Raw genomic sequence first — 25,860 nt, 5'->3', positions numbered from 1 at the left:
CGCCGTCCGCCGCCCCGCGGTCGCCGCGCCCGCGACCGCCGTCACGCCGTCGCCGCGTCCGCGCCCGGCGGGGCCAGTTGCCGCGCCAGCCACGTCGGCACACCGCCCAGCAGCCGGAACAGCCGCCGTGCCTCCTCCCGCAGCCGCGACGCCTCCGGCTCCGACTCCGCGTCCGCCAGCGACGCCAGCGCGGGGGCCGTACCGACCAGGTATCCCAGCTCCTCGCGGATGCGCAGGGACTCGGCGAAGCCGTGCCGCGCCTCGGCCAGCTCCCCTTCCCGCAGGGCGAGTCCGGCCAGATGCCGCCAGGTGAAGGACTGGAGCAGCGGGTCGGCGTGCGCGGTGGCGCCGGCGTGGGCGCGCCGGTACGCCGCCCGGGCGGCCTGCGGGGACCGGGTCAGGTTCTCCGCGAGCAGCCCGCGCCGGAAGTCCAGCAGTGCCCGCCCCCTGGCCCCCGGCGCGATCAGTGCCGCCGCCCGGCCCAGGGCGGCCCGCGCCTCGTCGGCCCGGTCGCGCACCCCGTGCACCGTGGCGGCGTACGCGAGCTGCCCGCGTTCACAGGCGGCGGCCCCGCGCTCGTCGTCGCTGTGGGCCAGCGCCTCGGCGGTGCGCAGCGCGTCCTCGGCCTCCGCCCAGCCCTGCTCGGTGTACAGACACCGCTCCACCAGCAGCGCGGTCCGCTGCAAGGCGGTGGCCGCGGTGACCGGCTCCAGCAGGGCGACCGCGTCGGCCCAGCAGGCGCGCGAGCGCAACCGCCACACGGCGGTCTGGAGCGGATCGTCACCTTCGGTCGTTCCCCAACCAGAACCAGCCATGGCGGAATGCGCCACGTTGCCCTCCCCTTAGCACGCCATCGAGCTCTCGAGTGGTGGCCGCATCTCAGCACGGATCCGGCGGCCCGGCCAAGAGGATGGGTGAAAGATTTCACAAAGTGGTGGGACTTCCCGGTCCGGAGGTTTGGGAGCGTCCGGGGCTTCTCGCGCGCCCCGGCTCAGCTCATCCGCAGCGCCAGGAAGAAGTCCAGCTTGTCCTCCAGGCGCGACAGGTCACGCCCCGTCAACTGCTCGATCCGCCCGACGCGGTAGCGCAGCGTGTTGACGTGCAGGTGGAGCCGGCCCGCGCAGCGCGTCCAGGAGCCGTCGCAGTCGAGGAACGCCTCCAGCGTCGGGATCAGCTCGGCGCGGTGGCGGCGGTCGTAGTCCCGCAGCGGGTCCAGCAACCGGGCGGTGAAGGCGCGGCGGACGTCGTCGGGGACGAAGGGCAGGAGGAGGACGTGCGAGGCCAGTTCCTGGTGGCCGGCCGCGCAGACCCGGCCGGGGCGCGCCGCGGCCACCCGTCGCGCGTGCCGGGCCTCCTCCAGCGCGCCGCGCAGTCCCTCCGCGGAGTGCACGGCCGCGCTGACGCCGAGGGTGACGCGCCCGTCACCGTCCAGCCCGGCGGACAGCGGTTCCCGTACGGAGGCCAGCAGCGCGTCCGCGAGGATGCCGGTCTCGGAGCCGTCGTGCTCGCTGGAGACCGCCGGCAGCGGGACGAGGGCGACGGCCTCGTCGCCGGTGTGCGCCACGGCGATGCGGTCGGAGTGCTCGGGGCCCGTGGCGAGCGGGTCGACGAGGATCTCCTCGAGCAGGGTCTGGGCGACCGGGCCGGTCTCCGTCCCGCCGTCCGTCCACTCGACGCGGGCCACGACGACCTGCCAGTGCGGGGCCGCGCCGAGGCCCGGCAGCAGCACCGGTGCCGCCACCCGCAGCCGGGCCGCGACCTCGGCCGGGGCGGCGCCCGTCTGCACCAGCTCCAGGACCTCCTGCGCGAGCCGCCGCCGCACGGTGCGCGCCGCGTCCCGGCGGTCCCGCTCGACCGCGATGAGCTGCGTGACGCCGTGCAGCAGGTCGAGCCGCTCCTCGGCCCAGTCCCCGGCGTCCGCCTCCACCACCAGCAGCCAGTCGGACAGCACCGTCTCGCGCACGTCCCGGGCGGCGGCGCCCGCGCCCTGCGGGGTACGCGTGCCGGCGCGCACCGGGAAGAGGCTGTACGTCGTGCCGCCCAGGGGCACCCGGTGCGGCGCGCGCCGGCCCGCGCGGGTGGCCGCGAGGTGATCCGCCGCCAGTTGCGCGCACACCTCGGCGGAGAGCGCGGGAGCGGCGTCCTTCGGGCCGGCGACCGGGCGCCCCGTCGGGGAGAGCACCCAGGCCCGCAGGTCCAGGTCGGAACCGAGCAGGTCCAGCACCACGTCGGGGCCGCCGCCCGCCGGACCTGAGGTCATCATCCGGCGGTGCCGGTCCACCACGGCCGCCAGGTCCCCGGCCCGCTCGCCGGAGACCTGGCGGACGACGTGCTCGGTGATGGTCGCGAAGGCCACCGACTCGTTCACCGCGAACAGCGGCAGCCGGTGCCGGGCACACGCCACCAGCAGGTCCTCGGGCACGCTCCCCAGCTCCGCCTCACCGGCGGCCAGCGCGGCGACCCCGGCCTGCACCAGGATCCGGACGAACGGCTCGGAGTCGTCGGCGTCCCGGCGCCAGGCCAGACCGGTGAGGACCAGCTCGCCGCCCGAGAGGTAGCGGCTGGGGTCCCGCAGGTCGGTGGTCATCACGCCCCGCACGGAGCGGTCCAGCTCGTCCTCGCCGCCGAGCAGCTTGAGGCCCAGCGCGTCGGTGTCCAGCAGTGCGCGCAGCCGCATTCTCGTCGCCGCCGTTCTTTGTCTCGAAGTGTTCCAGGTCACGCGGCTGTGTCGCCCGTTTCCGGAGGAAAACGAGGAGGCTCCCGAGGACCTCCTTTCATACGAATCTACAAGATGCCAGCCCTGGCCAGCCAACTCCTTCATGGTTTCTGCGACTGACCCTGGTGGAGCGCCGGGCGGTGTACTGAGGCCACTCCACGTGAACAGGACATGAACGAGCCGGGCCCGCCGCCCGCAGATTGGCTTGATCCGCACGGCCCACCGCACGAAGACGTAGAAGAGAGCCGGTCATGGACTTCCTTCGCCCCGCAAGCTGGGAGGAGGCGCTCGCAGCGAAGGCCGAGCACCCCACCGCTGTGCCGATCGCGGGTGGTACCGACGTGATGGTCGAGATCAACTTCGACCACCGCCGGCCCGAGTACCTGATGGACCTGAACCGCGTCGCCGACCTCTTCGAGTGGGAGGTCGGCGAGGACTCCGTACGGCTCGGTGCCTCCGTGCCCTACTCCAGGATCATGGAGAACCTGAGCACCGAGCTGCCGGGTCTCGCCCTCGCCTCGCACACGGTCGCCTCCCCGCAGATCCGTAACCGCGGCGGCGTGGGCGGGAACCTCGGCACCGCCTCCCCGGCCGGCGACGCCCACCCGGCGCTGCTGGCCGCCGGCGCGCGGGTCGAGGCCGAGTCGGTGCGCGGCAGGCGCCTGATCCCGATCGACGACTTCTACACGGGCGTGAAGCGCAACGCGCTGGAGCCCGACGAGCTGATCCGCGCCGTGCACGTCGACAGGGCCGACGGCCCGCAGCAGTTCTCCAAGGTCGGCACCCGCAACGCCATGGTCATCGCCGTGTGCGCCTTCGGTCTCGCCCTGCACCCCGGGACCCGCAGGGTCCGCACCGGCATCGGCTCGGCCGCGCCCACCCCGGTCCGTGCCCGGTCCGCCGAGGAGTTCCTGAACGCGGCGCTCGAAGAGGGCGGCCTCTGGGACAACGGAAAGATCATCACCCCGGCGGTCGCCAAGCAGTTCGCGGACCTGTGCTCCGCCGCCTGCGACCCCATCGACGACGTCCGGGGCACCGCGGGCTACCGCCGCCACGCGGTCGGCGTCATGGCCCGCCGGACGCTCACCTGGACCTGGGAGTCGTACCGCGGCGCCCGCCGCACCGAGGAAGGAGCCGCGTGATGCGCGTCAACTTCACCGTCAACGGACGTCCGCAGGAAGCCGACGACGTGTGGGAGGGCGAGTCCCTGCTGTACGTGCTGCGCGAGCGGATGGGCCTGCCCGGTTCCAAGAACGCCTGCGAGCAGGGCGAGTGCGGGTCCTGCACGGTCCGCCTCGACGGCGTTGTGGTGTGCTCCTGCCTGGTCGCGGCAGGTCAGGCCCAGGACCGCGAGGTCGTCACCGTCGAGGGCCTGGCCGACCTCGCCGAGAAGCGCGCCGAGGGATGCGCCGCCGGCCGGGGCACCACCCTCGACGAGGCCGAGCGGTGGCAGGCCCGGGGCACCGACTCCCGGACCGGCGAGGGCGCGGAACCGGCCCCTCTCCAGCAGGCGTTCCTCGACGCCGGCGCCGTCCAGTGCGGCTTCTGCACGCCCGGCCTGCTGGTCGCCGCCGACGAGATGCTGGAGCGCAACCCCAGCCCCACCGACGCGGACATCCGCGAGGCGCTGTCGGGCAACCTGTGCCGCTGCACGGGCTACGAGAAGATCATGGACGCGGTCCGCCTGGCCGCCGCCCGCCAGTCCGAGGGGGGCTGAACATGGCCGCCACCGGCGCACCCACCAAGATCACCCAGGGCTCCCGGACCAAGGGCGGCGTCGGCGAGTCCACGCTCCGCCCGGACGGCACCCTCAAGGTCACCGGCGAGTTCGCGTACTCGTCCGACATGTGGCACGAGGACATGCTCTGGGGCCAGATCCTGCGCTCCACCGTCGCACACGCCGAGATCGTGTCCATCGACACGGGCGAGGCCCTCGCCACGGCCGGAGTCCACGCCGTCATGACGTACGACGACCTGCCCACCGACGTGCGCGACTACGGCCTGGAGATCCAGGACACCCCCGTCCTCGCCCACGGCAAGGTCCGCCACCACGGGGAGCCGGTCGCGATCGTCGCCGCCGACCACCCGGAGACCGCGCGCCGCGCCGCCGCCAAGATCAAGGTGGAGTACCGGGAACTGCCCGTCATCACCGACGAGGCCTCCGCCACCGCCCCCGACGCGGTCCTCGTCCACGAGAACCGCGACGACCTCCCCCCATCGCCTGAGACGAGCTCCGGCGCCGGCAAGACCCCCAGCAGTGCCCACGTCCCGCACCCCAACATCGTGCACCGCCAGCCGATCATCCGCGGCGACGCCGACCGGGCTTCGCGCAAGGCCGACGTCATCGTCCGGGGCGAGTACCGCTTCGGCATGCAGGACCAGGCCTTCCTCGGCCCCGAGTCCGGCCTCGCGGTGCCCTCGGAGGACGGCGGCGTCGACCTCTACGTCGCCACCCAGTGGCTCCACTCCGACCTGCGCCAGATCGCGCCCGTCCTCGGCCTGCCCGAGGAAAAGGTGCGGATGACGCTGTCCGGCGTGGGCGGCGCGTTCGGCGGGCGCGAGGACCTGTCGATGCAGATCCACGCCTGCCTCCTGGCGCTGCGCACCGGCAAGCCGGTCAAGATCGTCTACAACCGCTTCGAGTCCTTCTTCGGCCACGTCCACCGCCACCCGGCGAAGCTCCACTACGAGCACGGCGCCACCAGGGACGGCAGGCTCACGCACGTGAAGTGCCGGATCGTCCTGGACGGCGGCGCCTACGCCTCCGCCTCCCCGGCGGTCGTCGGCAACGCCGCCTCCCTGTCCGTCGGTCCGTACGTGGTCGACGACGTGGAGATCGAGGCCCTCGCCCTCTACTCCAACAACCCGCCCTGCGGCGCGATGCGCGGCTTCGGCGCGGTCCAGGCGTGCTTCGCCTACGAGGCGCAGATGGACAAGGTGGCCGGGGAACTCGGCCTGGACCCGCTGGAGTTCCGCCGGATCAACGCCATGGAGCAGGGCACGGTCATGCCCACCGGCCAGCCGGTCGACTCCCCGGCCCCCGTCGCCGAACTCCTGCGCCGCGTCAAGGCGATGCCGATGCCTCCCGAGCGTCAGTGGGAGTCCAGCGAGGGCACCGACGTACGGCAGTTGCCCGGCGGCCTGTCCAACACCACGCACGGCGAGGGCGTCGTCCGCGGCGTCGGCTACGCGGTCGGCATCAAGAACGTCGGCTTCTCCGAGGGCTTCGACGACTACTCCACCGCCAAGGTCCGCGTGGAGGTCGTCGGCGGCGAGCCGGTGGCCGTCGTGCACACCGCCATGGCGGAGGTCGGCCAGGGCGGCGTCACCGTCCACGCGCAGATCGCCCGCACCGAACTGGGCGTCACGCAGGTGACCATCCACCCGGCGGACACGCGGGTGGGCTCGGCCGGCTCCACCTCGGCCTCCCGGCAGACGTACGTGACCGGCGGCGCCGTGAAGAACGCCTGCGAGCTCGCGCGCGAGAGGGTCCTGGAGATCGGGCGCCGCAAGTTCGGCTCCTGCCACCCCGCCTGGGCCACCGCCGAACTCCTCCTGGAGGGCGGCAAGGTCGTCACCGACGGCGGCGAGGTCCTGAGCGACCTGGCCGAGGTGCTGGAGGACGAGGCCGTGGAGGTCGAGGAGGAGTGGCGGCACCGGCCGACCGAGCCCTTCGACCCGCACACCGGCCAGGGCCACGGCCACGTCCAGTACTCCTTCGCCGCGCACCGCGCCGTCGTCGAGGTCGACACCGAACTCGGCCTGGTCAAGGTGATCGAGCTGGCCTGCGCGCAGGACGTCGGCAAGGCGCTCAACCCGCTCTCCGTCATCGGCCAGATCCAGGGCGGCACCGTCCAGGGCATGGGCATCGCGGTGATGGAGGAGATCGTCGTCGACCCCGGGACCGCGAAGGTCGGGAACCCGTCCTTCACGGACTACCTGATCCCCACGATTCTCGACACGCCGGCCCTCCCGGTCGACGTGCTCGAACTCGCCGACGACCACGCGCCGTACGGGCTGCGCGGCGTCGGCGAGGCACCCACCCTGTCGTCGACCCCGGCGGTCCTCGCGGCCATCCGGGACGCGACCGGGCTGGCGCTCGACCGCACGCCGGTACGGCCGGAGCAGCTTACCGGCACGGCGTGAGAAGACCCTCCGGGCGGCGCACGGAACGTCACACCCGCGCCGCCCGGAGCGCAGACCAAGTCCCGCTCCGCTCGCGGTGCTTGAAGTACCACCACATGCGTTCGCCTCGGGCCGTCCCCCGGGTCGTGCATATCCCAAATCCCGCGACCGCCCCAGCGGTCGGCCGGGTGCACCTATGAACCTTGGGAGACGGCCCCATGACCCAGCAGTCAGTGGAGCCCAGGACCACCGCCGAGGACGCGGCCGCGGGTTCCCGCGTCCCCGCCGGCCGGTCCTGGCTCGACCGGTATTTCCACATCACCCATCGAGGATCCACGGTCGCGCGTGAGGTGCGCGGCGGTACCACCACCTTCATGGCGATGGCGTACATCGTCCTGCTCAACCCCGTCATCCTGTCCGGCAAGGACGCGGCGGGGGACACCCTGGGCCAGAAGGCCCTGATCACCGCCACGGCGCTCGCCGCGGCGGTCACCACGCTCCTCATGGGCTTCGTCGGCAAGGTGCCGCTCGCCCTGGCCGCCGGTCTCTCGGTGTCCGGGGTGATCGCCGGGCAGGTCGTTCCCCAGATGACGTGGCCGCAGGCCATGGGCATGTGTGTGATGTACGGCGTGGTGATCATGCTGCTCGTGGTCACCGGGCTCCGCGAGATGATCATGAACGCGATCCCGCTCGCCCTCAAGCACGGCATCACCATGGGCATCGGCCTGTTCATCGCCATCATCGGCCTGGTCAAGGGCGGCTTCGTGCACGCCGGCAAGGCGACCCCGCTCACCCTCGGCCCCGCCGGTGAACTCGCCGGCTGGCCCGTCCTGCTCTTCGCGGGCACCCTGCTCCTGATCTTCATGCTCCAGGCGCGCAACATGCCCGGGGCGATCCTGATCGGCATCGTCACCGGCACGATCGTGGCGGCGCTGCTGAACGCCACCGGGGTCATCGACCCCGAGCAGTGGGCCAACGGAGCCCCCGAGCTGCACGGCGGCGCGGTCTCCATGCCGGACTTCTCGCTCTTCGGCGACCTGGAGTTCGGCGGCTGGGGCGAGGTCGGCGCCATGACGGTCGGCATGATCGTCTTCACGCTGGTACTGGCCGGGTTCTTCGACGCGATGGCCACCATCATCGGCGTTGGCACCGAGGCGAAGCTCGCCGACGACAAGGGCCGCATGCCGGGCCTGTCGAAGGCGCTCTTCGTCGACGGCGCCGGCGGCGCGATCGGCGGTGTGGCGGGCGGCTCCGGCCAGACCGTCTTCGTCGAGTCCGCGACCGGCGTCGGCGAGGGTGCCCGCACCGGGCTCGCGTCGGTGGTCACCGGCCTGTTCTTCGCGGCCTGCCTCTTCTTCACGCCGATCACCGCGATCGTGCCGCAGGAGGTCGCCTCCGCCGCGCTCGTCGTCATCGGCGCGATGATGATGATGAACGCCCGGCACGTGGACTGGGCCGACCGGGCCACCGCGATACCGGTCTTCCTGACCGTCGTCCTGATGCCGTTCACGTACTCCATCACGGCGGGTGTCGCCGCCGGCGTCATCTCCTACGTCGCCATCAAGGCCGCCCAGGGCAAGGCCCGGGAGATCGGCGTGTTCATGTGGGCGCTGACGGTGATCTTCGTCGTCTACTTCGCCCTCAACCCGATCGAGAGCTGGCTGGGCGTGCATTAGCCGCCGCCACGGGAACCCCTTCCATATCCGCTCCGTGGAGGAGACCGACAGATGCTGGACATCGCCGAAGAGCTGGACCGGTGGGTCGGGCAGGGACGCGACTTCGCCGTGGCCACCGTGGTGGCCGTCGGCGGCAGCGCCCCGCGCCGGCCCGGCGCCGCCCTCGCGGTGGACGCCGGGGGCACGGCGGTCGGCTCGGTCTCCGGCGGCTGTGTGGAGGGTGCCGTGTACGAGCTGTGCCGGCAGGCGCTCGAGGACGGCGAAACCGTACTGGAGCGCTTCGGCTACAGCGACGAGGACGCCTTCGCCGTGGGGCTGACCTGCGGCGGGGTCGTCGACATCCTCGTCACGCCGGTACGGGCGGACGACGCCGCCCGTCCGGCGCTGGCCGCCGCGCTCGCCGCCGCCGCGCGGGGGGAGCCGGCGGCGGTGGCGCGGATCGTGCGCGGTCCGGCGAAACTGACGGGCCGCGCGCTCGCCGTCCGCCCGGACGGCTCCCGCACCGGCGGTTTCGGCGCCCATCCCGAACTGGACCGCACGGTGGCCGGCGAGGCGGGCGCCTTCCTGGACGCCGGCCGCACCGGCACGCTGGAGATCTCAGAGCAGGGCTCGCGTTGCGGAGCACCGCTCACCCTGCTGATCGAGACCTCCGTCCCGGCACCCCGCATGATCGTCTTCGGCGCGGTCGACTTCGCCTCGGCGCTGGCCCGGGCCGGCAAGTTCCTCGGCTACCACGTGACGGTGTGCGACGCGCGCCCCGTCTTCGCGACGCGGGACCGCTTCCCGGAGGCGGACGAGGTCGTCGTCGAGTGGCCGCACGAGTACCTGCGGCGCACGGAGGTCGACGCGCGCACGGTGCTGTGCGTCCTGACCCACGACGCCAAGTTCGACGTACCCCTGCTCGAGCTGGCGCTGCGCCTGCCGGTGGCGTACGTCGGCGCGATGGGCTCCCGCCGCACCCACCTGGACCGCGACGCACGGCTGCGCGAGGCCGGCGTGAGTGACCTGGAGCTGACCCGCCTCAGGTCACCCATCGGCCTCGACCTGGGCGCCCGTACGCCCGAGGAGACGGCCCTGTCCATCGCCGCCGAGATCGTCGCGACCCGCCGGGGCGGCACGGGCGCCTCCCTGACCGGCGCCCACACCCCCATCCACCACGACGGCCCGTCGTCCCCGGCCGGCCGCATCGGCTCGGTGGCCTAGCCAGGACCCAATCAGCCGCGGCCGTCCCCATTCCCCGCCTTCCCGGCCTTCCCGGCCTTCCCGGCCTTCCCGGCCTTCCCGGCCTTCCCGGCCTTCTCCGTCTTCGGCGGCTTCCCGGGCTTCCTCGGCAGGGAGACGTCCGCGACCACCGGCCGGTGGTCCGAGGCCAGGGCCTCGTCCGGCACGTGGGCGCCGTGCACCCGCACGTCCTTGCCCACGGCCACGTAGTCGATCCGCTTCACGGGTGCCGCGGCCGGAAACGTGCCACCGCTCTCCCCTCCGGCGTCGCGCAAGTCCGTCCACAGCGGTCGCAGTTCGGGATCCAAGGGCTCCGCGTTGAAGTCGCCCAGCAGCACCTGCCGGGCCCCCGGCAGCGCGGCCCGCTCCCGCGCCATGATCCGCCGGGTGTCGGCGACCTGGGCCACCCGGACCGCCGGGTCGGAGCGGTAGTCGAGGTGCGTCACGAACACCTGCACCGGCACCCCGCGCACCTTGAGCGTCACCTCGCCGAACCCGGGCGCCGGGGCCGGCACCGGGTTCTCGTCCTGGGTGGACAGGCGCGTGATCTCGTGGTTCGCCGCGGAACGGATCGGGAAGCGGGAGAGCACCGCCACGCCGTACTCGCGCCGAGGGCTCCCGGGCGCCACGGGGTCGAGACTGTAGATCGGCGCGAACGACACCCGCATGCCGAGCCGCCGCGCCAACTCTCCTGCGACGTCCAGCCCCTGACTGCGTGGACCCCAGTGCACGTCGACCTCCTGGAGGCCGATCACGTCGGCGTCGAGGGCACGCAGCGCGGCGGCCTGCCGGTCGAGGTCGAAGACGCCGTCCGACCCCGTTCCGGCGTGGATGTTGTACGTGGCGACGCGCAGCGGGACCGCGAAACCCTGGTCGGCGGAGGCGGCCGGTGCGGCCACGGCGAGGCTCAACAGAGCACCGGCTACGGACAGTTGGACGAAGGTGCGCACTCTGGCAGACATGCCGGCACGGTACGCGGGAAACGTCCGGGGCGCGGCGTGCGACGCGATCCCGACCGCGGCCCGTGCCTCGTGGGCGACCGGGGGTTCACGGTCGCCGCAGGAGCCGGTTGACCGCGCGGCCGAAGACGTACCGCCCCGCGCGGCCGAGCGCGCCGTCGAAGAACGACGGGAGGAGGCGCACCCTCAGTTCCTCGCGCCACACGACGCGGGTCCGGCCGCCGGGGCCCGGGTGGACCTCGATCTCGGCCCAGCCCCCGACCAGGCGGCCCCGCTTCTCCAGCCGGCACAGGCCGGGGGTGCCGTCGCCCGGTGGCTGCCAGGCGGTCACCTCCATCCTGTCGTCGAAGGCGAGCGGCCCCGCGCCCGTGCGGGCCACGATCACCGTGCCCCGGCGCGTGGGACCGGGAGTGGTGACGGTGACCCGGGTCATCGGCACGGCGTCACCGTGCCGCTGCCATGCGGTGAGCCGGCGCCATGCCTCGTCCAGGGGGAGCGGGGCGGTGCGTTCGAGCGAGAAGGTGGCCACGCACCGATCGTAGGGAACGGGCCGCGGGTGACCGATGACCGGTGACCGGTCCGGCCGGTCGCGGGACGGGGTGATGCCGTCCGCGGAAGTGCCCTCCTCGCCCATGTCGAATGTGTGTTCGGGGTAGTGGGGGCGTTCACCGGGTTACTCAGCCGACACGCGAGTGACGCGAGAGTGAGGAGGACCCCGTGAGCGAGAGCCCCGTGGGCGACAACCCCGTGAGCGGACGTGACTGGCGCCGGGCCCTGGTGACCGGCGGAGCGGGATTCGTGGGTTCCCACCTGTGCGGCCGCCTGCTCGACGCCGGTACCGACGTCGTGTGCCTCGACAACCTGGCCACCGGCTCCCGCGCCAACGTGGCCGAGCTGGAGCGGCACCGAGGCTTCCGGTTCGTCCGGGCCGACGCCACCGACCCGGCGGCCCTGCGCCGCCTGCCCGGCCGCTTCGACCTCGTCCTGCACTTCGCCTGCCCGGCCTCACCCGCCGACTACCTCCGGCTGCCCCTGGAGACCCTCGACGTCGGCAGCACCGGGACCCGCAACGCCCTGGAACGGGCCCGTGCCGACGGCGCCCGCTTCCTGCTCGCCTCCACCTCCGAGGTCTACGGCGACCCGCTGGAGCACCCGCAGCGCGAGACGTACTGGGGCAACGTCAACCCGGTCGGCCCGCGCAGCGTCTACGACGAGTCCAAGCGCTTCGCCGAGGCCCTGGTCACCGCCCACCGCCAGGTGCACGGCACCGACGCGGCCATCGTCCGCATCTTCAACACCTACGGCCCCCGCATGCGCACCGGCGACGGCCGCGCCGTGCCGACCTTCATCGCGCAGGCCCTGGACGGCATGCCGCTCACCGTCGCCGGCGACGGCGGCCAGACCCGCTCCCTGTGCTACGTCGACGACACCGTCGACGGCGTTCTGGCCCTCGCCGCGTCGGGTGAGAGCGGGCCGGTGAACATCGGCGGCGCCGACGAGATCACCATGCTGGAACTGGCCCGCCGCGTCGTCGAGCTCACCGGTTCCGGCTCCCGCATCCGCTTCGTCGAACGCCCCGTCGACGACCCCGGCCGGCGCAAGCCCGACACCACCCTGGCCCGGGAACGGCTCGGCTGGCGGCCCCGGGTCGGCTGGAGCGAGGGGCTGGAGCGGACCATCGGCTGGTTCGCGCACTCCGTGGCGGCGTAGCCGCGGGCAGGACAGGCCGCCTACCATCACAGTCCGTGACATGTCCGCTCATTTCTGGAACTGAGTTGTCTCCAAGTGTTTGAGTCAGCCGCCCCGCGGCACCCGCGAGCCGAGACGGAACCAAAGGTTCCACAGGAGCCGGAACGACCCAGAGAGATTCACGAGCCGCCCGGGACGGAGCACCCCCCATGCGCATCCTTGGTATCAACGCCCTGTTCCACGACCCGGCCGCCGCACTCGTCGTCGACGGCCGGACCGTTGCGGCCGCCGAGGAAGAGCGCTTCAGCCGCCGCAAGCACGGCAAGCGCCCGGTGCCCTTCTCCGCGTGGGAGGTACCGGAGCTGTCGGCGCGGTGGTGCCTGGAACACGCCGGGGTGCGGCCCGGGGAACTGGACGCCGTCGCGTACTCCTTCGACCCCAAGCTCGCCCGGCCCGCCCGCGACATGGGCCTGGACGACCCCTGGGACCCGCTGCGGCTGGAGTACGCCCGCCGCGCCCCCGAGTTCCTCGCCGACGCGCTGCCCGGTCTCGACCCCGACCAGGTCGTCTTCGTACCGCACCACGTGGCGCACGCCGCCTCCGCCGGACCGGCCTCACCGCACCCCGACAACGACGTCCTCGTCCTCGACGGGCGCGGCGAGTCCGCCTCCCACCTGGCCGGCCGCTACCGCGACGGCAAGCTCGACACCCTCGCCACGCAGGCGCTGCCGCACTCGCTCGGCCTGGTCTACGAGGAACTGACCGAGCACCTCGGCTTCCTGCGCAGCAGCGACGAGTACAAGGTGATGGCCCTCGCCTCCTACGGCACCCCCCGCCACCTCGACCGGCTGCGCGAGCACGTCCACGCCACCGGCGACGGCGGCTTCCGCGCCCACGGCGTCGACTGGGCGGCCCTCGCCCCGGCCCGCGCCGAGGGCGAGGACTGGACGAAGGACCACGCCGACCTCGCCGCGAGCACCCAGGCCGTACTGGAGGAACTGCTCCTCGAACTCGTCCACTGGCTGCACCGCGAGGCCGGGGGAGAAGCGCTGACCATGGCGGGCGGCGTCGCGCTCAACTGCGTCGCCAACTCGAAGATCGCCGCCCGCGGCCCGTACCGGCACGTGTGGGTGCAGCCCGCCGCCGGCGACGCGGGCACGGCCCTCGGCGGCGCCCTGCACGTGGCCGCCGCCCAGGAGGGCACCGCTCCCGAGCCCATGCCCGGCGCCGACCTCGGCCGCGGCTGGAGTGACGAGGAGATCCGCGCCTGGCTGGAGACGGCCGCGATCCCCTACGAGGAGCCGGACGACATCGCCGAGACGGTCGCCGAGGAACTGGCCCGGGACGGCGTCGTCGCCTGGTTCCAGGGCCGCAGCGAGTTCGGACCGCGCGCCCTCGGCCACCGCTCCCTGATGGCCCACCCGGGCCGGGCGGAGAACCTGGAGCGGCTCAACCACGTCAAGGGCCGCGAGGAGTTCCGTCCCGTCGCGCCCATGGTGCTGGCCGACCGGGCCGCCGACATCTTCACCGGGCCGGTCCCGAGCCCGTACATGCTCTTCGTGCACGATGTGGCGCCCGCGTGGCGCGACCGCATCCCGGCCGTCGTGCACGTCGACGGCACCGCCCGCATCCAGACCGTCGAGGAGCGCCGCGAGCCGCTCGTCGCCCGGATGCTGGCCGCCTTCGAACGCCGTACCGGGCTGCCCGTCGTGGTCAACACCAGCCTCAACACCGCCGGGCGGCCCATGGTCGACGACCCGCGCGACGCGCTGGAGTGCTTCGGGTCCGCACCGGTGGACCTGCTGGCGATCGGCCCGTTCGCGGTGCGCCGGGGGAGGGCATTCGCATGACCGGCGACTCCGTGACCGGCGGCGGCCCCAGGACGGGCTACGCCGTGGTCGTCCCCACCCTCGTGCGCGCCACGCTGGCCGACTGCCTGGCCGCGCTGACCGCCGCGACCGGGCCCGGTCCCGACGAGATCGTCCTCGTCGACGACCGGCCCCTACCGGACGCCGACCCGGAAGCGCTGGAGCACCCCCTGAGCGTCCTCGGCGACCTGCGCGAGCGCACCGTGGTGCTGCGCAGCGGGGGCCGGGGCCCCGCCGCCGCCCGCAACACCGGCCTCAGCGCGGTCACCTCGCCCTGGACCGCCTTCCTCGACGACGACGTCCAGGTCGGCCCGCACTGGTGCGACCAGTTGGTCCAGGACCTCGCCGAGGCGGCGCCCGACACGGGTGCCGTGCAGGGCGTGATCGCCGTGCCGCTGCCGGGTGAACGCCGCCCCACCGACTGGGAGCGGGGCACCGCCGGCCTCGCGCGGGCCCAGTGGATCACCGCAGACATGGCCTACCGCACCGACGTGCTCAAGCAGGTCGGCGGCTTCGACGAACGCTTCACCCGCGCCTTCCGCGAGGACGCCGACCTGGCGCTGCGCGTCCTCGACGCGGGCTGGCGCATCCGGCGGGGCCGCCGCACCACCCGCCATCCCGTACGCCCCGCCTCCCGCTGGGCGTCCCTGAAGCAGCAGCGCGGCAACGCCGACGACGCCCTGATGCTGCGGCTGCACGGCCCCGACTGGTGGGCCAAGGCGGTGGCGCCCAAGGGCCGGATCCGGCGCCACGCGGCGATCACCGCCGCCGGTGCGGCCGCCCTCGCCCTCACCGCCGCCGGCCGGCCCCGCGCCGCCGCGGCCGCCGGGCTCGGATGGGCCGCGGGCACCGCCGAGTTCGCCTGGGCCCGCATCACCCCGGGACCGCGCACCCGCCACGAGGTCACGACCATGCTGATCACGAGCGTGCTCATCCCGCCCGCCGCGACCTGGCACCGGCTGAGCGGACTGTGGCGGCACCGCAACGCCCCCGCCTGGCGGGAGGTGGCCGCATGAGCCCTGTCAAGGCCGTGCTCTTCGACCGCGACGGCACTCTCGTCCACGACGTCCCCTACAACGGCGACCCGGAACGCGTCCGGCCCGTCGAGGGCGCCCGCGAGGCGGTCGCACTGCTGCGCGAACACGGCATCCGCACCGGCGTCGTCACCAACCAGTCCGGCATCGCCCGCGGCCTGCTCAGCGACACCGACGTCCGCCACGTCAACCGGCGGATCGACGACCTCATCGGCCCCTTCGACGTCTGGGCGATCTGCCCGCACGGCCCCGACGACGGCTGCCACTGCCGCAAGCCGGAGCCCGGCCTGGTGCTCTGGGCCGCCGGACGCGTCTGCACCGACCCCGCCGACTGCGTCGTCATCGGCGACATCGGCGCCGACACGGAGGCCGCCGAACGCGCGGGCGCCCACGGCATCCTCGTCCCCAACGCGCAGACCCGCCCGCAGGAGACGGCCACCGCGAACCACGTCGCCCCGGACCTCCTGACCGCCGTACGGGCGGTACTCGCCGGCCCGCCCAGGGGCCGGGTCCTCGTGGACGAGCGGCCCATCGGGGCGGCGTTCGACACGGGCACGGACGGCAGCGAGCCTGCGGCCGCTGTGGACGGGCGGGCGCCGGCGGGCGGTGCTGATGGGAGTGAGCCTGCGGCCGGTGTGGACGAGCGGGCGTCGGCGGCCGGCGTGGACGGGAGTGAGCCTGCGGCGGTCGTGGACGGGCGGGTGTCGGCGGCCGGTGTTGACGGGAGTGAGCCTGTGGCGGTCGTGGACGGGCGGGTGTCGGCGGCCGGCGTGGACGGGAGTGAGCCCGCGACCGCCGCCGACCGGCCCGCCCCCGGCCGGGGCGGGCGGGGTGACGTAGGCGCCGGTGGTGAAGGGGGCCGGTCGGCCGTCCCCGGCGTGGCTGCTCCCGGCGCGCGGAGCGGTCGGGACCGCTCCGTCGGCTTCCCCGGCCGGGGCACCTCCGGCCCCGAGGCGGCTCGGACACGTGCCGTCGTGGACACCCGCGGGAGGCCGCGATGAAGGCGCTCGTCACCCGGCTCGACAGCTTCGGCGACGTACTGCTCGCCGGGCCCGCCGTCCGGGCCGTGGCCGCCCGGGCCGACCACGTCACCATGCTGTGCGGGTCCCGCGGCGCGCCGGCCGCCCGTCTGCTGCCCGGCGTCGACGAGGTGCTGGTGTGGGACGCGCCGTGGGGCGGGTTCCAGCCGCCCGACGTCAGCCGGGCGGACATCGACGCACTGGTGGACCGGATCGACGCCGACACCGCCCTCGTCCTCACCTCCTTCCACCAGTCCCCGCTGCCCACCGCCCTGGTACTGCGCCTGGCCGGCGTCCGGCACATCGCCGCGGACAGCGTGGACTACCCCGGCTCCCTGCTCGACCTGCGCCACCGGCGCGCACCGCACGCCCACGAGGCCGAGGCCGCGCTCGACCTCGCCGAGGCGGCCGGATTCCCGCGCCCCGACGACGGACGGCTGCGGGTGCGCACCCCGCCCCGCGCCGGCGCGCTGACCGGCCCCGGCCCCTACGTCGTGCTCCACCCGGGCGCCAGCGTCCCCGCCCGCGCCTGGAGCCCCGACCGCAGCGCCGAGGCCGTGCGCGAACTGGCCGCCGCCGGGCACCGCGTGCTGGTCACCGGAGGCCCCGGCGAACGCGAGCTCACCGCGTACGTCGCGGGCGAGCACGGCACCGACCTCGGCGGCCGCACCGAGGCTCCCGAGCTGGCCGGGGTGCTCGCGGGCGCCGCCGTCGTCGTCACCGGCAACACCGCGCCCGCCCACCTCGCCGCCGCCGTCGGCACCCCGGTCGTGTCTCTGTTCGCACCGGTCGTACCGGCCGAGCGCTGGCGGCCGTACGGCGTCCCCTACGTCCTGCTCGGCGACCAGGACGCGCCCTGCGCCGACAGCCGGGCCCGGGACTGCCCCGTCCCCGGCCACCCCTGCCTGAACACCGTCACGGCCACCGACGTGGCGGCCGCCGTCGAGAAACTGCTGGGGGAGGCATGAGGATCCTCATCTGGCACGTGCACGGGTCGTGGACCACGGCCTTCGTGCAGGGCCCGCACACCTACCTCGTCCCCGTCACCCCGGACCGCGGACCGGACGGCCTCGGCCGCGCCCGTACCTGGGACTGGCCCGACTCCGTCGTCGAAGTACCGCCTCAGCGGCTGCGGGACGAGCACATCGACCTCGTGATCATCCAGCGCCCGCACGAACTCGCCCTGGTCGACCAGTGGCTCGGCCGCCGCCCGCCGCTGGTGTACCTGGAGCACAACGCCCCCGACGGCTCTTCTCCCGGAGTACCCGACACCCGCCACCCCGCCGCCGACATCCCCGGCGTCACCCTCGTCCACGTCACCCACTTCAACCGGCTGATGTGGGACGCGGGCCCCACGCCGACGACGGTCGTCGAGCACGGCATCATCGACCCCGGACACCGCTGGACCGGCGAGCTGGACCGCGCGGCCGTCGTCGTCAACGAGCCGATCCGGCGCGGGCGTACGACCGGAACCGACCTGCTCCCCGCGTTCGCCCGCGCCGCCCCGCTCGACGTGTTCGGCATGCGCACCGAGGGACTCGCCGACCACATCGGCGTCGACCCCGGCCGCTGCCGCACCCGGGACGTTCCCCAGAGCGACCTGCACGCCGAGCTGGCCCGCCGCCGCGTCTACGTCCACCCCATCCGCTGGACCTCCCTGGGCCTGTCCCTCCTGGAGGCCATGCACCTCGGCATGCCCGTGGTCGCCCTCGCCACCACCGAGGTCACCGAGGCCGTGCCCCCCGGCGCCGGCGTGGTCTCCAACCGCATCGACGTACTGACCGACGCCGTACGCGACTTCCTCGCCGACCCGCCGCACGCGCGGACCGTCGGCGACGGGGCCCGTGCGGCGGCCCTGTCCCGCTACGGGCTGTCCCGCTTCCTGGACGACTGGGAGCGGCTGCTGAAGGAGGTGACCCGATGAGGATCGCCATGGTGTCCGAGCACGCGAGCCCCCTCGCCGCGCTCGGCGGCGTCGACGCCGGAGGACAGAACGTCTACGTGGCCCGCCTCACCGAGGAGTTGGCGGGGCGCGGCCACGACGTCACGGTCTACACCCGCCGGGACGCCACCGACCTGCCCGACCGGATCCCCCTGCCCGGCGGCGCGGTCGTCGAGCACGTGCCCGCCGGACCGCCCGCGGCCGTACCCAAGGACGAACTGTTCCCGCACATGCCCGCCTTCGGCGCCTACCTGGCCCGTGCCTGGGCCCGGGAGACGCCCGACGTGGTGCACGCCCACTTCTGGATGTCCGGCATGGCCGCACAGATCGGCGTACGGCCGCACGGCATCCCCCTCGTGCAGACCTTCCACGCCCTCGGCACCGTCAAGCGGCGCCACCAGGGCATGCGGGACACCAGCCCGTACGAGCGCGTCGGCATCGAACGGCAGCTCGGCCGCGCCTGCGAACGGGTCCTGGCCACCTGCACCGACGAGGTCGTCGAACTCGGCGACATGGGCGTACCGCCCCGGCAGGTCTCCGTCGTGCCCTGCGGTGTGGACGCCGAGCACTTCCACCCCACCGCCGACACCGGCCGCACCCCGGCCCGACGGCAGCGGCACCGGCTGCTCGCCTGCGGCCGGCTCGTCCCCCGCAAGGGCTACGACCAGGCCATCCGCGCCCTGGCCCAGGTCCCCGACACCGAACTCCTCATCGCCGGCGGCCCGCCCCCCGGCGGCCTCGACGCCGACCCCGAGGCCCAGCGCCTGACCGGGCTCGCGCGCCGCACCGGCGTCGCCGACCGTGTCCGGCTGCTCGGCGCGGTCGACCCCGAGGACATGCCCGCCCTGCTCCGCAGCGCCGACCTGGTGCTGTGCACCCCGGTCTACGAGCCCTTCGGCATCGTGCCGCTGGAGGCGATGGCCTGCGGCGTGCCGGTCCTCGCCACCGACGTCGGCGGCCACCGCGACTCCGTGGCCGACGGGACCACGGGCCGCCTGGTCGCCCCGCAGGACCCCGAGGCCATCGCGGACGCCGCCCGCGAACTCCTCGCCGACGAACGGCTGCGCCGCCAGTACGGCCGCAACGGCCGCGAACGCGTGCTGCGGCACTACACGTGGGCGCGCGTCGCCGACGGCGCGGAACAGGTGTACCGCCTGACCCTCGCCGACCACGCGCTGTCGAAGGAGGTGGCGTGATGACCGTCCACCCGCCCGTCGTCGGGCACTGCGACGAACTCCAGGACGCGCTGGGAGCGTTCCGCGCCTCCGCGCACATCACCGAACGCTGGGGCGGGCGGCTGGCGTCCGTCCTCTCGGGCGGCGGCCGGCTGCTGGCCGCGGGCAACGGCGGCAGCGCCGCCCAGGCACAGCACCTGACCGCCGAACTCGTCGGCCGTTACCGCGACGACCGGCCGCCGTTCTCCGCCATCGCCCTGCACGCGGACACCTCCTCCACGACCGCCATCGCCAACGACTACGGCGTCGACGAGGTCTTCGCCCGCCAAGTCCGCGCCCACGGCCGCGAGGGCGACGTACTGATGCTGCTGTCCACCAGCGGCGCCAGCGCCAACCTGCTCTCCGCGGCGGACGCCGCCCGCGCGGCCGGGGTACGGGTGTGGGCACTCACCGGCCGCGCCCCCAACCCGCTCATGGCGGGCAGCGACGAGTCCCTGTGCGTCGACGCCCCGTCGACGGCCACCGTCCAGGAGATCCACCTGGTCGCCGTGCACATGATCTGCGCGGCCTTCGACGCCGCCCTGGAGCGGGGTGTACGGCGTGCACCGGGCGCACGGGGCGCACGGGGCAAGGGAACGCGGAGGTGACGAGACGCATGGCGGACAGGACCCCACTGGTCGTGGTCGGCGACGCCCTGCTGGACCGCGACCTGACCGGCTCCGCCGACCGGCTGGCGCCCGACGCGCCGGTACCGGTCGTGTCGGAGTGCGCCGAGCGCGTCCGGCCCGGTGGCGCCGCGCTCGCCGCGTACCTCGCCGCCCGCGACGGCCGCGAGGTCACCCTGATCACGGGCGCGGGCGACGACCCGGCCAGCCGGGCACTGCGCGCACTCCTCGACCCCTGGCTGACCCTGATCCCCCTTCCCCTCACCGGGACACTGCCCGAGAAGACCCGCGTCCTGGCGCAGGACCGCCCCGTCGTCCGCCTCGACCGCGGCGGCGGCCGGGCCCGCGAGGCCACCGACGAGGCCCGCGCCGCCCTGCGCTCCGCCCGGGCCGTCCTCGTCTCCGACTACGGCCGCGGTACGGCGGACGCCCTGCGGGACGTACTGACCGCACGCCCGCCACTGGTCTGGGACCCGCACCCGCGCGGGGGCCCGCCGGTCCCCGGCACCCGGCTGGTGACACCCGCCGAGAAGGAGGCGCACGGCTTCGCACCGCGCGACGGCCACCCGGGCGGGGGCCTGCGCGCCGCCGCGCTCGACGCCGCCGCCCTGGTACGGGACTGGCGGGTGGCCGCGGTGACCGTGACCCTCGGCTCCCGGGGCGCCCTCCTCTCCTACGGCGAACACCCCCTGCTCGTCCCCGCGCCCGCCGCCCACCACGGCGACTCCTGCGGCGCGGGGGACCGGTTCGCCGCCACCGCCGCCGGACTGCTCGCCGACGGGGCGCTGGTGGGGGAGGCCGTCGAGGGAGCGGTGGCGGCCGCGACGGCGTTCGTCGCCGCGGGCGGTGCGGGCGCCCTGCCCCCCGCCGGCACCGGTCCGGAGTCGGCCGCCTCGCCCGACTCCGGCGACCCGCGGGCCCTGGCCGCCCGCGTCCGCGCCCAGCACGGCACGGTGGTCGCCGCGGGCGGCTGCTTCGACCTGCTGCACGCCGGACACGTCGGCCTCCTCCAGGCCGCCCGGCGGCTCGGCGACTGCCTGGTCGTCTGCGTCAACTCCGACGCCTCCGTCCAGCGCCGCAAGGGCGTCGGCCGCCCGGTCAACCCCCTCGCCGACCGCGTCCGCGTCCTGCGCGCCCTGGCCTGCGTCGACGCGGTCGCCGTCTTCGACGAGGACACCCCCGAACGCCTCCTCGGCGATCTGCGCCCCGACGTCTGGGTCAAGGGCGGCGACTACGCCGGCGCGGACCTCCCCGAGGCCGCGCTCCTCCAGGAGTGGGGCGGCCAGGCGGTCCTCCTGCCCTACCTGGACGGCCGCTCCTCGACGGCCCTGATGGCCCGGGCCGCGGAGGGGGTGCGATGACCCGGGACACGCCGAGGGGGCGGGCCGGCCGGGAGACGGCCACGACGTCCGCCGGTGGCCCCGTGACGGGCGACCCCGTGCATCCGCCGTCCCCCGGGATGGCGCACCCGCCCGATGCCGGACCGGCGTACGCCGCCTCGGACGCGGGGCGGCACGGGGACGGCGGGGAAGCACGGCCCCGCGTGCTCGTCCTGCGCGCCCTCGGGCTCGGGGATCTGCTGGCCGGGGTGCCCGCGCTGCGCGCGCTGCGCCGCGCGTACCCCGGGCACGAACTGGTGCTGGCCACCCCGGCCGAGCTGGCGCCCGCCGTCGCGGCGACCGGCGCCGTGGACCGGCTGCTGCCCGCCGCCGAACCCGGCCGCGCCGTCCCGCGCTCCCTCGACTGGACCGGACCGCCCCCCGACGTCGCCGTCGACCTGCACGGCAACGGACCGCCCAGCCACCGCCTGCTGACCCGCATGCGCCCGCTGAAGCTGATGGCGTTCGCGCACCCACGGACGCCGGAGGTGGAGGGGCCGCCCTGGTTCGCCGAGGAGCACGAACGCGACCGGTGGTGCCGGCTGCTGCGGGCTTACGGCATCGACGCCGACCCCGCCGACCTGCGGCTGCCGCGTCCGGACGGACCGTCCCCCGCCCCCGGCGCGGTCGTCCTGCACCCCGGCGCAGGCGCCCCCTCCCGCTGCTGGCCCGTGGAACGGTACGCGGCCGTGGCGCGAGCGCTGCGCGCGCGAGGACGCCGGGTCGTCGTCACCGGGGGAGCGGACGAGGCGGACCTGGTGGCGCGGCTGGCGAAACGCGCCGGCCTGCCCGACACGGACGTGTTCGGCGGCGGCCTGCCCTACCACCGGCTCTCCGCCCTGGTGGCCGGCGCCCGCGCCGTCGTCAGCGGCGACACCGGCATCGCCCACCTCGCCGTCGCCCACGCCACGCCCTCCGTCACCCTCTTCGGCCCGGTCCCGCCCAGCCGCTGGGGTCCGCCGGACCACCCCCGGCACCGCGCCCTGTGGCTCCCGAGTCCCCACGGCGACCACGGTGACCCGCACGGCCACGAGACCGATCCCGCGCTGCTGCGGATCACCACCGACGACGTCCTGGACGCACTCGCCGCCCTGGACGCCCTGGAAGAGGCACCATGAACCACGCCACCGACCGCGGCCCCTCCAGCACCCGAGAGCGGTCCCACGCCGACCCCGCGGAAACCGCGCCCGTCGGCGTCGTCATCGCCACCCGCAACCGTTCCGCGAGCCTCGCCGTGACCGTGCGGAACCTGCTCGCCCTGCCCGAACGGCCCAAGGTCCTCGTCGTCGACAACGCCTCCACCGACGACACCCGCGCCATGCTGGCCCGCGACTTCCCGAGGGTGCGGGTGCTCGCCCTGCCGTTCAACCGCGGCGCCCTCGCCCGCACCCACGGCGTCCGCGCCCTCGACACCCCGTACGTGGCGTTCAGCGACGACGACTCCTGGTGGGCCCCCGGCGCCCTGCGCGCAGCCGCCCGGTACTTCGACGAGCACCCCCGGCTCGGCCTGCTCTCCGCCCGCACCCTCGTCGGCCCCGCCGACGCCGCGGACCCCCTCAACGACCTGCTCGCCGGCTCCCCCCTCGGCGCGGCCACCGACCTGCCCGGCACCCAGGTGCTCGGCTTCCTCGGCTGCGCCGCCGTCGCCCGCCGCACGGCCTACCTCGACGCGGGCGGCTACCACCCCCTGCTCTTCTTCGGCGCCGAGGAGACCCTCCTCGCCTACGACCTGGCCGCCCGCGGCTGGGGCGTCACGCACTGCCCCGACGTGGTCGCCCACCACCACCCGGACCCCGGCCCCCGCACCGACCGCCCGGCGTTGGTACGCCGCAACGAACTGCTCACCGCCTGGCTGCGCCGCCCCCTCCCGCACGCGCTCGCCCGCACCCGCGCCCTCGCCGCCGACGCCCGCCGCGACCCGCGGGCCCGGCGCGCCCTGCGCGAGACGCTCACCCGCCTGCCCGCCGCCCTGCGCGCCCGCAGGCCCCTGCCCCCGCACGTCGAACGCGCCGCGCGCCTCCTCGACGGCGCCCACGGAACGGACGCAGCCGGCGGAGCGACCTCGTGAGCGACACCCGGACCACCGTCGTCGTCATCACCCACAACCGGTGCCCCGAACTCCTGCGCACCCTGGACCGCCTCGCCGAACTCCCCGAGAAGCCCCCGGTGATCGTCACCGACAACGCCTCCACCGACGGCACCGCGTCCGCCGTCGCCCGCCACCACCCGGACGTACGGCTCCTGCGCCCCGGCCGCAACCTCGGCGCCGTCGGCCGCAACCTGGCGGTCCGCCAGGTCCGCACGCCCTACGTCGCCTTCTGCGACGACGACTCCTGGTGGGCCCCGGGCTCCCTGTCCGGGGCCGCCGACCTGCTCGACCGGTACCCGGCGGTCGGCTCGGTCACCGCTCGCATCCTCGTCGAACCCGACGGCACCGAGGACCCGATCGTCGGGGAACTGCGCGAGTCGCCCGTGCCCCGCCCGAACTGGCTCCCGGGACCGGCCCTCGGGTCCTTCCTGGCCGCCGCGACCGTGCTGCGCGCCGACGCCTTCCGGGCCGCGGGCGGCTTCCACCCCCGGCTGTGGCTGGGCGGCGAGGAGGAGCTGCTCGCCGCCGACCTGGCGGCGGACGGCTGGTGGCTGACGTACGCGGACGACCTGACGATCCACCACCACCCCTCGCGGGTGCGGGACTCGACGTTGCGGCGGGCGCACGGCATCCGCAACACCCTGTGGTTCACGTGGCTGCGCCGCCCGGCCGGCCCGGCCCTGCGCCGCACCCTCCACCTCGCCCGCACGGTCCCGCGCGACACCGCGTCCCTGCGCGCCTTCGCCGAGGCGACGGCCGCCCTGCCGTGGGTGCTGCGCGAGCGCCGGGTGCTGCCACCGGAGGTAGAGGCCCGGCTGCGCTCACTGGAACCCGCCCAGCGCGCCTCGACCGCCCGCAGCTACACGGGCTGACGCCCGCCGCCCACCACCACGGCGGCCACACACGGGCCGGCCCCGCGCCGAGGGGACGCGGGGCCGGCCAGGGGAGTGGACGGGCGGGCGAACCGCCGCCTAACCCTCCGTCCACCGGCACAGCAACCGGAACACCGCGAACAGCGTCACCGGCCACACCGCGGCGAAGGACCAGATCACGGCGGGCTCGGACGTGACGATGCCGGTGACCAGCAGGGTGACCGACACGGTGAGCAGCAGCAGGACGGTCGGGGTGCGCGGGCGGTACGCCGCCGGACGGCCGAGGCCGGGGCACCGGCCGAGCCGCAGCGTGCGCAGGCGCCGGTCCAGCCCGCGGTCGCGGCACAGTGCCCGTTCGACCTCGTCGAGTACGCGCTGCTCGTGATCGGAGAGCCGGCCGGCGCTCACGATGTCTCCTCCCGGGACGGACCGACGGTCCACCGGGTGCCCGCGCGGCCGGGCCGCTGACCGGCCGGCCGCGCCCCCGGCGCCTCCCGGGTCTCCAGTGCCGCCAGGAGCCCGTCCGCGGCGTCCGCGGCCGCGTCCGCCGTACGGAACCCGGCGGCGATCCGCCGCGCCTCGTCCCGCCCGCCGGTCAGGCACCAGTCCCACCAGCGGTCCAGTACGCCTTCCGCTCCCTTCACCGTCCGCTCGGCGGGCACCAGCGCCGGCCAGCCGCAGGCACGGGCCTGCGCCGTCACCTTGGCGCCGCCCGCGACCGGGTCCACCGCCAGCGCCGGCGTCCCGGCCCGCAACGCCAGGACCAGCCCGTGCAGCCGGTCGGTGACGACCAGGTCCAGCCGGGACAGCACCGCCTCCAGTTGGGCCGGCGTGCCGCACAGCCGCCAGTCGTGCGCGTCGAGCCGCGTGTCCAGTTCCAGCCGGGCACAGTCCTTGCCGGCCAGCCAGCGCGTCAGCCCCGCGGCGACCTCCTCGTGCCGCCGCTGGTCCCCGTACTCGTGCTGCCCGTGGGTGAGGACCACCCCCACGACCGGCCGGGCGGGCAACGCGGGCGCGCGGGCGGCGAGGTCCGGGGTCGGCACCGCGCCGGCGGCGTCCCGGGCCAGCACCTCGTGGAAGCCGGTGGCGGCCGGGGAGGCGGGGTCGACGACGGAGACGCCGACGGCGATCCGCACGCAGTGCGCGAACCGCCGGTGCAACTCCTCGACCTGCGGCCCGTGCACCGGACCGCACACGAAGACCAGCCGGGAGTACGCCGCCGGGTCCAGGTCGGCGAAGTGCGGCGCGTCCGCCCGGAACCCGGGACTCCACACGACGTCGTACGCGAGCCCCGCGCCCCGCAGCACCTCCTCCACCCGTCGCAGCGCCAGCACGTCCCCGGCGGTCGCCTCCCCGTGCAGGAAGCTGAACCAGCCGGTCACCAGGGTCTTGCCTCGTTCGCGCACAGTGCCCATGGGTGCCCCGACGGCG

The 25,860-nt window shown here is 75.1% G+C and carries 22 protein-coding genes and 1 pseudogene; 17 read left to right on the top strand and 6 right to left on the bottom strand.

Annotation, left to right across the window (positions count from 1 at the left end):
* Positions 1–41: 41 nt before the first annotated feature.
* Together B1H29_RS07550 and B1H29_RS07545 are read right to left on the bottom strand one after the other, a co-directional pair.
* A complete protein-coding gene (locus B1H29_RS07550; RefSeq protein WP_055419506.1) occupies positions 42–830 on the bottom strand; it encodes a hypothetical protein in 789 nt (262 codons plus the stop codon).
* A gap of 161 nt (positions 831–991) precedes the next feature.
* On the bottom strand, positions 992–2,677 hold the full coding sequence (locus B1H29_RS07545; protein ID WP_055419505.1) for a PucR family transcriptional regulator: 1,686 nt from the start codon (positions 2,675–2,677) through the stop codon (positions 992–994).
* 290 nt (positions 2,678–2,967) lie between these two features.
* On the opposite strand from B1H29_RS07545, the gene B1H29_RS07535 reads away from it, so the two are divergent.
* The 5 genes from B1H29_RS07535 to B1H29_RS07515 all read left to right on the top strand — a co-directional run bounded on the left by B1H29_RS07535 (position 2,968) and on the right by B1H29_RS07515 (position 9,720).
* Entirely contained in the window at positions 2,968–3,858 is an 891-nt protein-coding gene (locus tag B1H29_RS07535; RefSeq protein ID WP_055419504.1) for an FAD binding domain-containing protein, read from the top strand.
* The gene (locus B1H29_RS07530; protein WP_055419503.1) at positions 3,858–4,433 is read left to right on the top strand and encodes a (2Fe-2S)-binding protein; all 576 of its coding nucleotides are present in this window, start codon (positions 3,858–3,860) and stop codon (positions 4,431–4,433) included. The genes B1H29_RS07535 and B1H29_RS07530 overlap by 1 nt, the downstream gene beginning before the upstream one ends.
* Positions 4,434–4,435: 2 nt before the next feature.
* The gene (locus B1H29_RS07525) at positions 4,436–6,862 is read left to right on the top strand and encodes a xanthine dehydrogenase family protein molybdopterin-binding subunit (RefSeq protein WP_055419502.1); all 2,427 of its coding nucleotides are present in this window, start codon (positions 4,436–4,438) and stop codon (positions 6,860–6,862) included.
* Between the two features lie 197 nt (positions 6,863–7,059).
* Complete coding sequence (locus tag B1H29_RS07520) at positions 7,060–8,517, top strand: NCS2 family permease (protein WP_055419501.1); 1,458 nt, start codon at positions 7,060–7,062, stop codon at positions 8,515–8,517.
* A 51-nt stretch (positions 8,518–8,568) separates the two neighbouring features.
* A complete protein-coding gene (locus B1H29_RS07515; RefSeq protein WP_055419500.1) occupies positions 8,569–9,720 on the top strand; it encodes an XdhC family protein in 1,152 nt (383 codons plus the stop codon).
* An 11-nt stretch (positions 9,721–9,731) separates the two neighbouring features.
* Here the strand turns inward: B1H29_RS07515 and B1H29_RS07510 are convergent, their stop codons facing one another.
* Complete coding sequence (locus B1H29_RS07510) at positions 9,732–10,700, bottom strand: endonuclease/exonuclease/phosphatase family protein (RefSeq protein WP_199832377.1); 969 nt, start codon at positions 10,698–10,700, stop codon at positions 9,732–9,734.
* 85 nt (positions 10,701–10,785) lie between these two features.
* Positions 10,786–11,226 (bottom strand): SRPBCC family protein, encoded by a 441-nt coding sequence (locus B1H29_RS07505; RefSeq protein WP_055419948.1) that lies wholly within the window; start codon positions 11,224–11,226, stop codon positions 10,786–10,788.
* Positions 11,227–11,414: 188 nt separating this feature from the next.
* Between B1H29_RS07505 and B1H29_RS07500 the strand changes: the two genes are divergently transcribed.
* The 12 genes and pseudogenes from B1H29_RS07500 (at position 11,415) to B1H29_RS07445 (ending at position 24,429) form a co-directional block, all read left to right on the top strand.
* The gene (locus B1H29_RS07500; protein WP_055419499.1) at positions 11,415–12,407 is read left to right on the top strand and encodes a UDP-glucuronic acid decarboxylase family protein; all 993 of its coding nucleotides are present in this window, start codon (positions 11,415–11,417) and stop codon (positions 12,405–12,407) included.
* A 188-nt stretch (positions 12,408–12,595) separates the two neighbouring features.
* Complete coding sequence (locus tag B1H29_RS07495) at positions 12,596–14,236, top strand: carbamoyltransferase family protein (protein ID WP_055419498.1); 1,641 nt, start codon at positions 12,596–12,598, stop codon at positions 14,234–14,236.
* Positions 14,233–15,270, top strand: coding sequence for a glycosyltransferase family 2 protein (locus B1H29_RS07490; protein WP_055419497.1), 1,038 nt, complete (start codon positions 14,233–14,235; stop codon positions 15,268–15,270). Before B1H29_RS07495 ends, B1H29_RS07490 begins: the two co-directional genes overlap by 4 nt.
* Positions 15,267–15,833 (top strand): annotated as a pseudogene (locus B1H29_RS07485) (D-glycero-alpha-D-manno-heptose-1,7-bisphosphate 7-phosphatase); the annotation flags it as partial. The gene B1H29_RS07490 and the pseudogene B1H29_RS07485, both read left to right, overlap by 4 nt.
* Before the next feature lie 452 nt (positions 15,834–16,285).
* Entirely contained in the window at positions 16,286–17,275 is a 990-nt protein-coding gene (locus tag B1H29_RS07480; protein ID WP_055419496.1) for a glycosyltransferase family 9 protein, read from the top strand.
* A complete protein-coding gene (locus B1H29_RS07475) occupies positions 17,272–18,231 on the top strand; it encodes a glycosyltransferase (RefSeq protein ID WP_055419495.1) in 960 nt (319 codons plus the stop codon). Before B1H29_RS07480 ends, B1H29_RS07475 begins: the two co-directional genes overlap by 4 nt.
* Complete coding sequence (locus tag B1H29_RS07470; protein ID WP_055419494.1) at positions 18,228–19,445, top strand: glycosyltransferase family 4 protein; 1,218 nt, start codon at positions 18,228–18,230, stop codon at positions 19,443–19,445. The genes B1H29_RS07475 and B1H29_RS07470 overlap by 4 nt, the downstream gene beginning before the upstream one ends.
* A complete protein-coding gene (locus B1H29_RS07465) occupies positions 19,445–20,071 on the top strand; it encodes a D-sedoheptulose-7-phosphate isomerase (protein WP_055419493.1) in 627 nt (208 codons plus the stop codon). Before B1H29_RS07470 ends, B1H29_RS07465 begins: the two co-directional genes overlap by 1 nt.
* An 8-nt stretch (positions 20,072–20,079) precedes the next feature.
* On the top strand, positions 20,080–21,450 hold the full coding sequence (rfaE2, locus tag B1H29_RS07460; RefSeq protein WP_055419492.1) for a D-glycero-beta-D-manno-heptose 1-phosphate adenylyltransferase: 1,371 nt from the start codon (positions 20,080–20,082) through the stop codon (positions 21,448–21,450).
* A complete protein-coding gene (locus B1H29_RS07455; RefSeq protein WP_234393065.1) occupies positions 21,447–22,586 on the top strand; it encodes a glycosyltransferase family 9 protein in 1,140 nt (379 codons plus the stop codon). Before rfaE2 ends, B1H29_RS07455 begins: the two co-directional genes overlap by 4 nt.
* Positions 22,583–23,536, top strand: coding sequence for a glycosyltransferase family 2 protein (locus B1H29_RS07450; protein WP_055419491.1), 954 nt, complete (start codon positions 22,583–22,585; stop codon positions 23,534–23,536). The genes B1H29_RS07455 and B1H29_RS07450 overlap by 4 nt, the downstream gene beginning before the upstream one ends.
* The gene (locus tag B1H29_RS07445; protein ID WP_055419490.1) at positions 23,533–24,429 is read left to right on the top strand and encodes a glycosyltransferase family 2 protein; all 897 of its coding nucleotides are present in this window, start codon (positions 23,533–23,535) and stop codon (positions 24,427–24,429) included. Before B1H29_RS07450 ends, B1H29_RS07445 begins: the two co-directional genes overlap by 4 nt.
* Positions 24,430–24,528: 99 nt before the next feature.
* Here B1H29_RS07445 and B1H29_RS07440 read toward each other — a convergent pair whose 3' ends face one another.
* Together B1H29_RS07440 and B1H29_RS07435 are read right to left on the bottom strand one after the other, a co-directional pair.
* Entirely contained in the window at positions 24,529–24,837 is a 309-nt protein-coding gene (locus tag B1H29_RS07440) for a DUF3040 domain-containing protein (RefSeq protein WP_055419489.1), read from the bottom strand.
* A complete protein-coding gene (locus tag B1H29_RS07435) occupies positions 24,834–25,844 on the bottom strand; it encodes a polysaccharide pyruvyl transferase family protein (protein WP_167392516.1) in 1,011 nt (336 codons plus the stop codon). The genes B1H29_RS07440 and B1H29_RS07435 overlap by 4 nt, the downstream gene beginning before the upstream one ends.
* Positions 25,845–25,860: the final 16 nt, after the last annotated feature.

The organism is Streptomyces pactum (genome assembly GCF_002005225.1).
Taxonomy (GTDB): domain Bacteria; phylum Actinomycetota; class Actinomycetes; order Streptomycetales; family Streptomycetaceae; genus Streptomyces; species Streptomyces pactum_A.
The sequence above is the reverse complement of the archived record's forward strand: the minus strand, read 5'-3'. Positions and strand labels throughout refer to the sequence as shown.

Coding starts and splice junctions, on each gene's coding strand:
- B1H29_RS07515 (WP_055419500.1), top strand. CDS start 8,569: ATGCTGGACATCGCCGAAGAGCTGGACCGGTGGGTCGGGCAGGGACGC.
- B1H29_RS07520 (WP_055419501.1), top strand. CDS start 7,060: ATGACCCAGCAGTCAGTGGAGCCCAGGACCACCGCCGAGGACGCGGCC.
- B1H29_RS07510 (WP_199832377.1), bottom strand. CDS start 10,700: ATGTCTGCCAGAGTGCGCACCTTCGTCCAACTGTCCGTAGCCGGTGCT.
- B1H29_RS07455 (WP_234393065.1), top strand. CDS start 21,447: ATGACCCGGGACACGCCGAGGGGGCGGGCCGGCCGGGAGACGGCCACG.
- B1H29_RS07435 (WP_167392516.1), bottom strand. CDS start 25,844: ATGGGCACTGTGCGCGAACGAGGCAAGACCCTGGTGACCGGCTGGTTC.
- B1H29_RS07495 (WP_055419498.1), top strand. CDS start 12,596: ATGCGCATCCTTGGTATCAACGCCCTGTTCCACGACCCGGCCGCCGCA.
- B1H29_RS07490 (WP_055419497.1), top strand. CDS start 14,233: ATGACCGGCGACTCCGTGACCGGCGGCGGCCCCAGGACGGGCTACGCC.
- B1H29_RS07470 (WP_055419494.1), top strand. CDS start 18,228: ATGAGGATCGCCATGGTGTCCGAGCACGCGAGCCCCCTCGCCGCGCTC.
- B1H29_RS07545 (WP_055419505.1), bottom strand. CDS start 2,677: ATGCGGCTGCGCGCACTGCTGGACACCGACGCGCTGGGCCTCAAGCTG.
- B1H29_RS07480 (WP_055419496.1), top strand. CDS start 16,286: ATGAAGGCGCTCGTCACCCGGCTCGACAGCTTCGGCGACGTACTGCTC.
- rfaE2 (WP_055419492.1), top strand. CDS start 20,080: ATGGCGGACAGGACCCCACTGGTCGTGGTCGGCGACGCCCTGCTGGAC.
- B1H29_RS07450 (WP_055419491.1), top strand. CDS start 22,583: ATGAACCACGCCACCGACCGCGGCCCCTCCAGCACCCGAGAGCGGTCC.
- B1H29_RS07465 (WP_055419493.1), top strand. CDS start 19,445: ATGACCGTCCACCCGCCCGTCGTCGGGCACTGCGACGAACTCCAGGAC.
- B1H29_RS07475 (WP_055419495.1), top strand. CDS start 17,272: ATGAGGATCCTCATCTGGCACGTGCACGGGTCGTGGACCACGGCCTTC.
- B1H29_RS07530 (WP_055419503.1), top strand. CDS start 3,858: ATGCGCGTCAACTTCACCGTCAACGGACGTCCGCAGGAAGCCGACGAC.
- B1H29_RS07535 (WP_055419504.1), top strand. CDS start 2,968: ATGGACTTCCTTCGCCCCGCAAGCTGGGAGGAGGCGCTCGCAGCGAAG.
- B1H29_RS07525 (WP_055419502.1), top strand. CDS start 4,436: ATGGCCGCCACCGGCGCACCCACCAAGATCACCCAGGGCTCCCGGACC.